The following is a 12523-nucleotide window of genomic DNA, read 5'->3' as shown; positions in this document are numbered from 1 at the left end:
TTATAAATGAGTGGAAGCGCCCGCGGCAGCGTAGTTCTGGTAGCTGTTCATCGTTTTTGCGATCTGCGAAATCTTGCTGGCGTAATCCGGGTCGGTTGCATAACCGGCTTTTTGCAACTCGCGCACAAACTGTTCCGGGTTGTCGGCTGATTTCACAACTTCTTTATAGCGATCATTGCTTTGCAGCAACGTGACCAGGTCATGGAAGCTGTCCTGGTAGGAATTGTAGGAACGGAACTGCGCCGTCTCCTTGACCATCGCGCCATCGCGAAACTCGCTGGTGATCGCCCGGGCCTGTTCGCCCTGCCAACTCTGGCCGGCCTTGATGCCGAACAGGTTGTGGCTGCTGGTGCCATCCTCGGCACGCATCACCGATTTACCCCAACCGGTTTCCAGGGCGGCCTGGGCCACCAGGTAGCGTGGGTCGACGCCAATCCGCGCGGCGGCCTGCTTGGCCATCGGCAACATGGTGGCGACAAATTCATCCTGCGAGCTAAAGGCTTTCTTCGCCGGTGCCAGCGGTGGCTGGGCGACGGCGCGGCCGTAAACCTGCATCTGCCCGCGAGGCGGTATGGCGGCAAGGCTGCGGGCGGTGCTGTTGACCACGCCATCATCGGCAGCGCTGTTGCGCAGCGGCGCGGCCTTGGCGGCAGTGGTAGCCTCGGCACCCGGCACGATGCCGGCCAGCAGGCGATCCGTCAGCTTGCTCGGCAACGAGATGCGTCGCTGGTTCATCAGCGCCATGTCGTTGGCGTGGGAGTTGGTGCCTTCAGGCACCGCCACGCGGTATGCCCACAATGGCCGCTGACCATTGCTGCGGCCCAGCGGGCCATCGGCCTTGGTACCGGCGGCAATTTCAGTCGGCACATCCACCTTCTTCGCGGGCGCAGCCGGGCCTTGCAGGGTGGCCGCCTGGGCGTCCACCGGTTTGTTCTTCTGCATCTGGCGCAGCAGCACGTCCGCCAGGCCGATACCACCGCCCTCGCGAGACAGGGAAACCGCCAACTGCTGATCGTACATTTCCTGGTACTGCTTGGCCGCAGGGGTATTCAGCGGGTTGTCCTTGCCCAGGGCTTCGGTGGCCGAACGCATGGACTTGAGCATTTCGCCGAGAAACAGCGACTCGAACTCCTGCGCGACCTTGCGCATGTTGCCGTCGCTGTTCTTGTCGCCGACCTTCAACTGGTTAAGCCGGTTGAGGTCGGAATAGGAACCCGAATCCGCCGTGCTGGTCAGGCCGCTCTTGCGCATGTCCATGGCCATGGCGTCAGATCACGATCAGGTCGGCTTGCAAGGCGCCGGCCTGTTTCAATGCTTCGAGGATCGCCATCAAGTCGCCGGGCGCTGCGCCCACCTGGTTCACCGCACGGACAATCTCGTCCAGGGTGGTGCCGGGGCCGAACTTGAACATCGGCTTGGCTTCTTGCTGGGCATTCACCCGCGAACGGGGTACCACGGCAGTCTGGCCGTTGGACAACGGGCCAGGCTGGCTGACGATCGGGTCTTCGGTGATGGTCACGGTCAGGCTGCCGTGGGTCACGGCCGCTGGCGAAACCTTGACGTTCTGGCCAATCACGATGGTGCCGGTCCGCGAGTTGATGATGACTTTCGCCACCGCCTGGCCCGGGTCAACCTCAAGGTTTTCCAGCAGGGACAGGTAGTCCACACGCTGGCTTGGGTCCAGCGGTGCCGTCACACGAACCGAGCCGCCATCGATGGCCTGGGCCACGCCCGGGCCGAGCAGCTCATTGATCTTGTCGACCACGCGCTTGGCGGTGGTGAAGTCAGAGCGGTTGAGGTTCAGGGTCAGGCTGTTGCCCTGGTTGAAGCCGCTGGGCACGGTGCGCTCCACCGAGGCACCACCGGGAATCCGCCCGGCCGACGGCACGTTGACGGTGATCTTCGAACCGTCGCGGCCTTCGGCATCAAAGCCACCCACCACCAGGTTGCCCTGGGCAATGGCGTAGACGTTGCCGTCGATACCTTTGAGCGGCGTCATCAGCAAGGTGCCGCCGCGCAGGCTTTTCGAGTTACCCATGGACGACACGGTGATATCGACCACCTGCCCCGGCTTGGCGAACGGCGGCAAGTCAGCGCTGATGGACACCGCCGCGACGTTCTTCAACTGCACGTTGCCCGAGCCCGGCGGCACCTTGATGCCGAACTGCGAGAGCATGTTGTTGAAGGTCTGCAGGGTGAACGGGGTCTGGGTGGTCTGGTCACCGGTGCCGTTAAGCCCCACCACCAGGCCGTAGCCGATCAGCTGGTTGGACCGCACGCCGGAAATGCTCGCGATGTCTTTCAAGCGCTCGGCCTGGGCGCCTGCGCTCAGGGCCAGCAGCAACATCGCAGCCATCAGCTGTTTGAAGTTCAAAGTGATCACCTAGAAAGGGAACAGCGGGCTAAGGAAGAAACGGTCAAACCAGCCCGGCTGACTGGCGTCAGCAAACGAACCCGTACCCGAGTAGGTGATGCGTGCATCGGCAATCCGTGTCGACGGCACGGTGTTGTCGGTGGAGATATCGTCGGCGCGAACCATGCCCGCAATGCGCACCAGTTCGTCACCGGTGTTGAGGGTCATCCACTTCTCGCCGCGTACGGCGATGATGCCGTTGGGCAGCACGTCGGCCACGGTCACGGTGATCGAACCGGTCAGGCTGTTGCCCTGCCCTGCCGCACTCTTGCCGTTGGTGGCGCGGTCGCCGCTGTAGCCGGCGTCCAGGCTCAGGTCACCGCTGCCCAGCGGGTTGTTGGTGTTCGGTACACCGCCAAACAATGAAGTCAGGCCGATGCTGGTCTTGCTGGTCTTGCCGATCTGCGAGTTGGCGTTCTTGCTCGCCTGGGTCTTCTCGTTCAGCGTGATGGTGATGATGTCACCGACCCGGAAGGCCTTGCGGTCGCTGTACAGGTTCTGTTCGAACCCGGCCTGGTAGATCGAGCCATTGTTGGCGGCCGCCGGCAACGGCGTGCGCGGCAACACCGGCGCATAGTACGGGTCATTGGGCTTAGGCGTCGGGGCGACACAGCCCGCGAGCACAGCAATCCCACTCAATGCCAGAACAGAAACATAGCGATTCATGACCCATACCTCACGGTGTTGCAGGCGCCTTCAAGGGCGCCCCATAGACTTGATTACAGATTCTGCGTTACGAACGAAAGCATCTGGTCGGCGGTGGAAATCACCTTGGAGTTCATCTCGTAGGCGCGCTGAGTGGTGATCATGTTGACCATCTCTTCAACGGTGCTGACGTTGGACGTTTCCAGGGTGCTTTGCAGGGTGGTACCAAAACCGTTGAGGCCCGGGGTGCCGATTTGCGGCGCGCCGCTGGACGCGGTTTCCAGGAACAGGTTGTTACCGATCGCCTGCAGGCCGGCCGGGTTGATGAAGTCAGCGGTTTGCAGGTTGCCGATCACCTGGGACGCCGGGTTGCCGGCCACGGTGATCGACACGGTGCCGTCGTTGCCGACGGTGAAAGTCTGGGCGTTGTTCGGCACGACAATCGCCGGCTCCAGCGCGAAGCCATTGGCGGTCACGACCTGGCCGTTGGAGTCCAGGTGGAACGTACCGTCACGGGTGTAGGTGGTGGTGCCGTCCGGCTGCAGGATCTGGAAGAAACCCTTGCCGTTGACTGCCAGGTCGAGTGGCTGGCCGGTCTGCTGCAGGTTACCGGCGCTGAAGTTCTTCTGGGTGCCAACGATTGCCACACCGGTACCCAGTTGCAGGCCCGACGGCAATTCGCTGTCCTGGGTCGACTGGGCGCCAGGCTGCTTCTTGATCTGATAGAGCAAGTCCTGGAACTCGGCGCGGTCACGTTTGAAACCCGTGGTCGACACGTTGGCCAGGTTGTTGGAAATGGTGGTCAGGTTGGTGTCCTGGGCGGACAGGCCTGTCTTGGCAACGTATAGAGCCGGAAGCATGTTCTTCTCCTTCGTGCGCCTGTTTTATGGCGCCGCGCTACAAAAATTAGTGTGTGGCTGCTATCAGCTCATCGCCAGGACGCGGGTCATGGCCTGGTCGTCTTCTTTGGCGCTGTTCATCATCTTGATGTGCAATTCGAACTGCTTGGACAGGGCCAGGACTGCCGTCATTTCTTCGACGGCGTTCACGTTGCTCGCCTGCAGGAAGCCCGACGTCAGCTTGACGTTGGCATCGGCCTGGGCCGGCTGGCCATCCTTGGTGTGGATGGTGCCGTCGAGGCCCTTGGTCATGTTCTTGAGGTCGGGCTGCACCAGCTTGATCCGGTCCACTTCAGCCATCACCCGCGGGCCTTCGCCCATGGCGCGGATGCTGATGGTGCCGTCCTGGCCGACTTCGATCTGCTGCTGGGGCGGCACGGCAATCGGGCCGCCGTTGCCCATGATCGGCATACCGTTGCCGGCCCGCAGCACGCCCAGCGCATCGACGTTCATGCTGGCGCTGCGCACGTAGGATTCGCCGCCATCCGGGTTTTGCACGGCCATCCAGCCGTCACCGCTGACGGCCACATCGAGGTCACGGCCGGTTTCAATCATCGCGCCAGGGGAAAAGTCCGTGCCTGGGCGCTCGGTCAAGGCAAAGGCCCGCGCCGGAAAGCTGTCACCGAACACCGGCATCGAGCGCGCCTGTTCCAGGTCACGCTGGAAACCATTGGTGGAAACGTTCGCCAAGTTGTTGGCGTGGGCCTTCTGCGCCAGTGCATTCTGGCTGGCGCCGGTCATTGCCACGTAAAGGTACTTATCCACGCTCTTTCCTCTTTCTGACGGACGCTTGCCGCCCACCGCTGTACTGATGAGGCTTAAGCAATTTGCGAACCAACTTTTTGAAATGAGGGAAAGTCCAGGCGGGGCGGGGGTTTGCCGGCAGGTAGCAGTTGAGGGCAGTAGGAAGAGAGTCGAAAAAACGGCGGACTTATGCCGCTAACGGCAAGTGCAGGTATCAAGACCGACAAAGAACCCATGTGGGAGCGGGCTTGCTCGCGAATGCGGAGTGTCAGTCACCGGATAATTCGACTGACCCACCGCATTCGCGAGCAAGCCAGCTCCCACAGGTTTAACCGCGTTCGGCTTTGACGACTTCGTAGTCGCGCAACTTGTTGGCGATGGTGGTGTGGGACACGCCCAGCCGCTTGCCCAACAGACGGCTGCTGGGATGTTCGGCATACAACTGCGCCAGCACCGCCTTTTCAAAGCGCCCGACGATCTCCTCCAACCCGCCTTCCAGGGAAAAATCCCCCAGCGGCTGGCGCACGCCATAGTCCGGCAGGCGAATGTGCTCGGCCTTGACGGTGCCGCCCTCACACAGCGAAACCGCCTGGAACAGCACGTTCTCCAACTGCCGCACATTCCCCGGCCAGTGGTAATGGCTGAGGCGTTCCATCGCCGCCGGTGCGAGCTTGGGCAGCGGGCAGCCGATCTGCCGGCTGGCCTGATCCAGGAAGTGCTCCACCAGCGGTGGCAAACCGTCGAGGCACTCGCGTAGCGGCGGGATATGCAGCGAGAGCACATTGAGACGATGGTAAAGGTCCTGGCGAAATTCGCCCCGGGCGCACAGTTCGGAAAGGTCCACCTGGGTCGCGCAGATCACCCGCACATCCAGGTACACCTCTTCATCACTGCCTACACGGCGAAAGCAGCCGTCCTGCAGAAAGCGCAGCAACTTCACCTGCAACCGCGCGCTCATTTCGCCGACGCCGTCGAGAAACAACGTACCGCCCGCCGTCAGCTCCAGCAGTCCCAACTTGCCCTCCGCCCTCGCCCCTTCAAAGGCGCCGGGACCATAGCCGAACAACTCGGTCTCGGCCATGGACTCGGGCAAACCGGCGCAGTTGAGCGCCATCAACGGCGACTGGCCGCGCGGGCTGGCCAGGTGACAAGCGCGGGCCAGCAACTCTTTGCCGGTGCCGGTTTCGCCTTCTATTAATAGAGGCGCATCCAACGGCGCCATGCGCCGAGCCTCACGCACCACGGCGGCCATGACCCTGGAGCTTTGGAAAATGCTGTCGAAGCCGCGCAGCTCCTGCTTGCGCACATTGTAGATACGCTCACCCACCCGATCGGCGCGGTGCAGGGTCAGTACGGCGCCGGCCATGGCTTCGCTGTCGTCATGCTCGGAGGATTGCAGCGGCGCAATATCGGCCAGGAATACATCGCCCTTGACCTTGACCCGCAGGCCGTTGATTCGAGACTTGCTGGCCCGTACCAGTTCCGGCAAATCGAAATCTTCGGCGTAGCGCGACAACGGAATACCCGGCACCTCATCCACCCGTACTCCGAGCAACTGCGCCGCCGCGCGGTTGGCCGCGACGATGGAGCCGCCCATGTCGATGGACAGCACCGGAAACTCCAGCGCCCCCAGCAGCGCGTTGAGCTCCATATGCCGACGCTCGCTGGGCATCAGCCCTACCCGCTTGACGCCAAATACCCCGGCAATCGCCTCGAACTGCGGGCGCAATGCCTGGAACTGCAGGTTCACCAGGTTCGGGCAATAGAGGTAAATGGAGTTGCCGTGCTCGCCACCGACCTCGCCCTTGGCAACGTTCACGCCGTACTCCACCAGCAGGTTGAGGATGTCCCGCAGGATGCCGATGCGGTTCTGGCAATGCACTTTGATACGCATGAGAAGGCCCGAAGAGGTGGAGTCGCTGCGTCTTTTTGCCGCCGGCCGCAGATAATCGTCAAGATTATGTGACAGCTGCGAGGCGATTCACACCCAAAATACGCCACAGGGAGAACGAATTGCCCCAGCCGTAACGAAAACTTTACGAATCTCAGTAACTTTTCCTACAAAAGCATGGCGCAGGAGGATGGCTTCCTGGCCCAGGCGGCGTATCAATAGGCTCATCCCAGGACATAACAAGAACGAATGCCTAGCAGGAGAGCAGTATGAAGCAGACGCAGTACGTGGCCCGCGAGCCCGACGCGAACGGTTTTATCGACTACCCGCCCGAAGAACACGCGGTGTGGAACACCCTGATCACGCGCCAACTGAAAGTGATCGAGGGCCGCGCCTGCCAGGAATACCTGGACGGCATCGACAAGCTCGGCCTGCCCCACGACCGCATTCCACAGCTGGCGGAAGTCAACAAAGTGCTGGCCGAGACCACGGGCTGGCAAGTCGCCCGGGTGCCGGCGCTGATCCCCTTCCAGACTTTTTTCGAATTGCTCGCCAACAAGCAGTTTCCGGTGGCGACGTTTATTCGTACCCGTGAAGAGCTGGATTACCTGCAGGAACCGGACATTTTTCACGAGATCTTCGGCCATTGCCCACTGCTGACCAACCCCTGGTTCGCGGAATTCACCCACACCTACGGCAAGCTCGGCCTGGCCGCCACCAAGGAACAGCGCGTGTACCTGGCGCGCCTGTACTGGATGACCATCGAGTTCGGCCTGGTGGACACGCCCGAAGGCCGGCGCATCTACGGTGGCGGCATCCTGTCTTCGCCCAAGGAGACCGTGTACTGCCTCTCGGACGTGCCCGAGCATCAAGCCTTCGACCCGCTCGAAGCGATGCGCACGCCGTATCGCATCGACATCCTGCAACCCGTGTACTTCGCCCTGCCCAACCTCAAGCGCCTGTTCGAAGTGGCGCAGGAAGACATCATGGGCATGGTCGAACGCGGGATGCAGCTGGGGCTGCACGCACCGAAGTTCCCGCCCAAGCCAAAAGCGGCTTGAACTGCGGCTTTTAGGGCCAGGTGAGTCTGTTCCCTGGCCCCGCGTTGCTTTAGGGTGACGCTACTGACGACCGTTTCCAAATACTCGATTTCAGGAATACCCACATGACCACGTTGAACCAAGCCCACTGCGAAGCCTGCCGCGCCGACGCCCCGCAAGTCAGCGACGAAGAGTTGCCGGTGCTGATCAAGCAGATCCCCGACTGGAACATCGAAGTACGCGATGGCGTGATGCAGCTGGAAAAGGTCTTCCTGTTCAAGAATTTCAAATTCGCCCTGGCCTTCACCAACGCCGTGGGCGCGATCTCCGAAGCTGAAGGCCATCACCCGGGCCTGCTCACCGAATGGGGCAAAGTCACCGTGACCTGGTGGAGCCACTCCATCAAGGGCCTGCACCGCAACGACTTCATCATGGCCGCGCGCACCGACGAAGTGGCCAAGGATGCCGAGGGCCGCAAGTAATGCATTTCGACGCAATTGGCCGGGTGCCCGGAGACCCGATCCTCGGGCTGATGGAGCTGCATGCCCAGGACCCGAACCCGCTCAAGTTCGACCTCGGCGTGGGCGTGTACAAGGACGACCAGGGCCTGACGCCGATCCCGCATTCGGTGAAACTGGCCGAGCAGCGCCTGGTGGAGCAACAAACCACCAAGACCTACATCGGCGGCCATGGCAATGCCGCGTTCGGCAAGCTGATCAGCGAGCTGGTGCTGGGCGCTGGTTCGCCGCTGCTGAGTGAACGCCGCGCCGGCGCCACCCAGACGCCTGGCGGCACCGGCGCGCTGCGCCTGAGCGCCGACTTTATCGCCCACAGCCTGCCCGGCCGTGGCGTATGGCTGAGCAACCCGACCTGGCCGATCCACGAAACCATCTTCGCCAAGGCCGGGCTCAAGGTCAGCCATTACCCGTACGTGGGCAGCGACAATCGTCTGGACGTAGCGGCAATGCTGGCCACCCTGTCGACGGTGCCTGAGGGCGATGTGGTGCTGCTGCACGCCTGCTGCCACAACCCGACCGGTTTCGACCTGTCCCACGATGACTGGCGCCAGGTGCTGAAGATCGTCCAGGAACGTCAGTTGCTGCCGCTGATCGACTTTGCGTATCAGGGTTTTGGCGATGGCCTGGAACAGGATGCATGGGCCGTGCGGCTGTTCGCGGCTGAGCTGCCTGAAGTACTGATCACCAGTTCCTGCTCGAAGAACTTCGGCTTGTACAGCGACCGTGTCGGCGCGTTGATTGTGTGCGCGGCGGACGCCGAGAAACTGACGGATGTGCGCAGCCAGCTGGCGTTCATTGCGCGTAACTTGTGGTCGACGCCGCCGGACCATGGTGCTGCTGTGGTGGCGACGATTCTCGGTGACGCCGGGCTGAAAAAGCAGTGGGCCGAGGAAGTGGAAGCGATGCGGGCGCGGATTGCGCAGCTGCGTTCCGGGCTGGTGGAGGCGTTGGCGCCCCATGGGTTGTCGGAGCGGTTTGCGCACATCGCGGCGCAACGCGGGATGTTTTCCTATACCGGGTTGAGTGCGGAACAGGTGAAACAACTGCGGGACAAGCACAGCGTGTATATGGTCAATTCCGGGCGTGCGAACGTGGCGGGGATTGATGCGACGCGGTTGACGTTGTTGGCAGAAGCGATCGCGGATGTTTCCCACACCTGACTGAAGAAACCGGCTCCAAATGTGGGAGCGGGCTTGCTCGCGAAGGCGGTGGGTCAGTCGAATTATCTGGTGACTGACCCACCGCATTCGCGAGCAAGCCCGCTCCCACATTTAGACCGAGTGAGTCTGTGGGTTTGAGGCTTAGCCCGCGACCATTTCGGCCTTTAGTTGCGCCTCTTTCGCCTGGGCATCCGCCAATCGATACAGCTCGATATGCCCGTCCCAGTGTTCGATCAGCGCTGTGCACGACTCCACCCAATCCCCGCAATTGAGGTAGTCCACCTCGCCCACCTTGCGAATCTCCGCATGGTGGATGTGCCCGCACACCACGCCATGCAGCTCGCGCTTGGTCACTTCGTGGGCGATCGCTTCTTCAAAATCACTGATAAAGCTCACCGCCGTCTTGACCTTGTGCTTGAGGTACGCCGACAACGACCAATAGCCGTAGCCATAGCGCGCCCGCCAGTGGTTCAACCAGCGGTTGAGCGTGAGGGTGAATTCGTAGGCCGAATCGCCGAGGAACGCCAGCCAGCGGTGGTACCGGGTGATCACGTCGAACTGGTCGCCATGGATCACCAGCAAATGCCGACCATCGGCAGTCACGTGCACCGCTTCGTCCACCAACTGGATATTGCCAAGGATCAGCTTCGAATAACGCCGCAGGAATTCATCGTGGTTGCCGGTGACGTAGATCACCTCGGTGCCGCGCTTGCTCATGGTCAGCAGGCGGCGGATCACGTTGGTATGGGCCTGGGGCCAATACATGCCGCTGCGCAGCTTCCAGCCGTCGATGATGTCGCCCACCAGGTAGACCTTGTCGGCGTGGTAGCCCTTGAGGAAATGCGAGAGGTGTTCGGCCTGGCAATCCCGAGTGCCCAAATGCACGTCGGAAATCCACAGGGTACGCACGCGTTGCTTGCGGCTGGGTTTGGCGAGTTCGGCGCTGGTCATGGGCATGCCTCACGGTGTTTTCGCGAGCTTGCGCCCATGGGATTAATAGCCCATGACGGTGTTGCGTCAGTCTGATGACAGCGCCCACAGGCGGCGAAGCGATGTAAACTGCGGGCCTGCCCAGGAGACTGCGATGAGACCCAACCTCACGCTACGCCACTACCCCGATGCGCCTATCGCCCATAGCCACGACCATGCACAGCTGGTGTTTGGCCTGTCCGGGCACCTGGACTTCGAGGTGGATGGCCGGGGCGGCCAGGTGCAGCACAGCAGTGTGATGGTGCTGCCCTACTCCGCCCATCACGCGTGCCGCAGTCGCGATGGCAGCCGCTGCCTGGTGCTGGACGTGCCCGATGAGCACTGGCTGGCGCAGTCCCTGGGCGAGCATGCCGACGCCAGCCGCCGCTTGCTCGACCGGTGCGCACACCTGACCCTCGACAATCGCCAAAGCCAACTGGTGCAATGGCTGGCGAGCAGCCCGGTGGACGATCCGCTGATCGCCCAGCAAGGCGCCGTATTGCTGCTGGCCAGCCTCAACCTTGCGCAGCCGCCGGTGGGCAAGCGCCTGCCCTATGCCGCGTTCGATGCGCATATCCAGCGGCACGCCGCGCACCCACTGCAAGTGGCGGACCTGGCGAAGCTCGCCGACCTGTCCGTCGCCCGCCTGCATGCACGGTTTATCGCGGAAAGCGGGCAGACGCCGATGGACTACATCCGCACCCGGCGCTTGCAGATGGCCCGCGGCCTGTTGCGCGACAGCCAGCTGCCGATCGGCGAGATTGCCGCGCGGGTGGGCTATGGTTCGCAAAGTGCATTTGCTGCGGCGATGTTGCGCGAGTTTGGCCTCTCGCCCCGAGCCTTCAGACGAGCACCGCCCGGTGTGGGAGCTGGCTTGCCTGCGATAGCATCACCGCGCGCTATCTGAACGACCGAGTTGTCTGCATCGCAGGCAAGCCAGCTCCCACAGGGATCTTCACCAAGCAAGAGCCCTGCGACAAAAGCCGCGAGCCCAACGACAGACGCGAATGCCTGCAACCCTCTAGACTGCGATCCTGTAAACCCGTCGTTTAAGGATCGCAATGACTCCCCGCACAGCCCTCGGCGCCCTGCATATCGGCGCATTGATGTTTGGCCTCACTGGTGTGTTCGGCAAACTGGCGGCCGCTTCGCCGGCGATTATCGTGTTCGGCCGCGCCGCGTTCGCGGTCATTGCCCTGGCGATCTTTGCGCGCTTTGCCAGCAACACGCCCTGGCAGAAGCTGCAAGCCCGCGACTGGCGCCGCCTGCTGGTCAGCGGCCTGCTGCTGGCCGGGCATTGGGTGAGTTTCTTTATTGCGGTAAAGGTCGCCGGTGTGGCCATCGCCACCCTGGGCTTCGCCACCTTCCCGGCGTTCACGGTGATTCTCGAAGGCTTGATTTTCCGCGAGCGGATTCGCGCCAACGAGATCCTGCTGGTGGTGCTGGTGAGCATCGGGCTGGTGCTGGTCACGCCGGATTTCAATCTCGCCAGCCAGGCCACCAGCGGCTTGTTGTGGGCGGTCGGCTCCGGGTTGTTGTTCTCGCTGCTGTCGCTGAACAACCGCGCCAGTGGGCGCATCCCGCCGGTGCAGGCCGCCTTGTGCCAGAACGTGGTGGTAGCGCTGTGCCTGTTGCCCGTCGCCGCGCCCGGGCTGGCCGAAGTGCGGCCACTGGACTGGCTGTGGATCGGCCTGCTCGGGGTGTTCTGCACCGGCCTGGCCCATAGCCTGTTTGTCGCCAGCCTCGCGGTGCTCAAGGCGCGCACGGCGGCGGTGGTGTTTGCCATGGAGCCGGTGTACGGCATCACCGCGGCCTGGCTGCTGTTTGCTGAAACGCCGACCCTGCGCATGCTGATGGGCGGCGCGCTGATCATCGTGGCCATCGTGGTGTCCGGGCTGATGGGCGGCGCCAAACCGGCCAAGCAGCCGGCCACCACGGCCGAGGTTCACTGAGTACGGTCGTTATGCCCCAGGTCCCGTTGCGGGTCGATCTGGTCGCGCACTCTTTGCTTGAGCACCTTGGCTTCCGGGAAGCCACCGTCGGCCTTGCGTTCCCAGATCTGCACACCGTCGCAGGTAATCCGAAACGCACCGCCGGTGGCCGGCTCCAGGGCCACTTTGCCGAGGTCATCGGCGAACGTGCTCAGCAATTCCTGGGCCAGCCAGGCGGCGCGCAGCAGCCACTGACACTGGGTGCAATAGGTGATGACAATCTCGGGCTTGGCCGCTGACATGAATTGACTGG

General features: G+C 62.5%; 13 protein-coding genes. 5 read left to right on the top strand and 8 right to left on the bottom strand.

Annotation, left to right across the window (positions count from 1 at the left end):
- The 6 genes from flgJ to HX814_RS04735 all read right to left on the bottom strand — a co-directional run bounded on the left by flgJ (position 1) and on the right by HX814_RS04735 (position 6595).
- Positions 1-1263 carry a flagellar assembly peptidoglycan hydrolase FlgJ gene (flgJ, locus tag HX814_RS04760; protein ID WP_102604681.1) on the bottom strand — a complete coding sequence of 421 codons (1263 nt, stop codon included), beginning with the start codon at positions 1261-1263 and terminating at the stop codon, positions 1-3.
- Positions 1264-1267: 4 nt separating this feature from the next.
- A complete protein-coding gene (locus HX814_RS04755) occupies positions 1268-2356 on the bottom strand; it encodes a flagellar basal body P-ring protein FlgI (RefSeq protein ID WP_032899355.1) in 1089 nt (362 codons plus the stop codon).
- A gap of 27 nt (positions 2357-2383) precedes the next feature.
- Positions 2384-3079: a flagellar basal body L-ring protein FlgH gene (gene flgH / locus HX814_RS04750; protein ID WP_003214607.1), complete on the bottom strand. Its 696-nt coding sequence runs from the start codon at positions 3077-3079 to the stop codon at positions 2384-2386.
- Positions 3080-3132: 53 nt separating this feature from the next.
- On the bottom strand, positions 3133-3918 hold the full coding sequence (gene flgG / locus HX814_RS04745; protein ID WP_003214609.1) for a flagellar basal-body rod protein FlgG: 786 nt from the start codon (positions 3916-3918) through the stop codon (positions 3133-3135).
- 63 nt (positions 3919-3981) lie between these two features.
- Positions 3982-4722, bottom strand: a complete 741-nt coding sequence (locus tag HX814_RS04740; RefSeq protein ID WP_003214611.1) for a flagellar basal body rod protein FlgF — start codon at positions 4720-4722, stop codon at positions 3982-3984.
- 307 nt (positions 4723-5029) lie between these two features.
- Positions 5030-6595, bottom strand: a complete 1566-nt coding sequence (locus tag HX814_RS04735; RefSeq protein WP_177008386.1) for a sigma-54-dependent transcriptional regulator — start codon at positions 6593-6595, stop codon at positions 5030-5032.
- 266 nt (positions 6596-6861) lie between these two features.
- Between HX814_RS04735 and phhA the strand changes: the two genes are divergently transcribed.
- The 3 genes from phhA (at position 6862) to HX814_RS04720 (ending at position 9310) form a co-directional block, all read left to right on the top strand.
- Positions 6862-7653 (top strand): phenylalanine 4-monooxygenase, encoded by a 792-nt coding sequence (gene phhA / locus HX814_RS04730; protein ID WP_003214615.1) that lies wholly within the window; start codon positions 6862-6864, stop codon positions 7651-7653.
- Positions 7654-7757: 104 nt separating this feature from the next.
- Positions 7758-8114, top strand: a complete 357-nt coding sequence (locus HX814_RS04725) for a 4a-hydroxytetrahydrobiopterin dehydratase (RefSeq protein WP_010166022.1) — start codon at positions 7758-7760, stop codon at positions 8112-8114.
- The gene (locus tag HX814_RS04720) at positions 8114-9310 is read left to right on the top strand and encodes an amino acid aminotransferase (protein WP_177008387.1); all 1197 of its coding nucleotides are present in this window, start codon (positions 8114-8116) and stop codon (positions 9308-9310) included. The genes HX814_RS04725 and HX814_RS04720 overlap by 1 nt, the downstream gene beginning before the upstream one ends.
- Before the next feature lie 141 nt (positions 9311-9451).
- Here HX814_RS04720 and HX814_RS04715 read toward each other — a convergent pair whose 3' ends face one another.
- Positions 9452-10261, bottom strand: coding sequence for a UDP-2,3-diacylglucosamine diphosphatase (locus HX814_RS04715; RefSeq protein WP_003214618.1), 810 nt, complete (start codon positions 10259-10261; stop codon positions 9452-9454).
- A gap of 133 nt (positions 10262-10394) precedes the next feature.
- Here HX814_RS04715 and HX814_RS04710 point away from each other — a divergent pair, with 133 nt between their 5' ends.
- Entirely contained in the window at positions 10395-11186 is a 792-nt protein-coding gene (locus tag HX814_RS04710) for an AraC family transcriptional regulator (protein WP_102606513.1), read from the top strand.
- 154 nt (positions 11187-11340) lie between these two features.
- The gene (locus HX814_RS04705) at positions 11341-12231 is read left to right on the top strand and encodes a DMT family transporter (protein WP_003214622.1); all 891 of its coding nucleotides are present in this window, start codon (positions 11341-11343) and stop codon (positions 12229-12231) included.
- Here the strand turns inward: HX814_RS04705 and HX814_RS04700 are convergent.
- Positions 12225-12512 carry a SelT/SelW/SelH family protein gene (locus HX814_RS04700; protein WP_003214624.1) on the bottom strand — a complete coding sequence of 96 codons (288 nt, stop codon included), beginning with the start codon at positions 12510-12512 and terminating at the stop codon, positions 12225-12227. The two genes, HX814_RS04705 and HX814_RS04700, sit on opposite strands and share 7 nt — an antisense overlap.
- Positions 12513-12523: the final 11 nt, after the last annotated feature.

Source organism: Pseudomonas sp. C8002, assembly GCF_013385765.1.
Classification (GTDB): Bacteria; Pseudomonadota; Gammaproteobacteria; order Pseudomonadales; family Pseudomonadaceae; genus Aquipseudomonas.
This window is presented reverse-complemented; position numbering and strand designations above follow the sequence as displayed.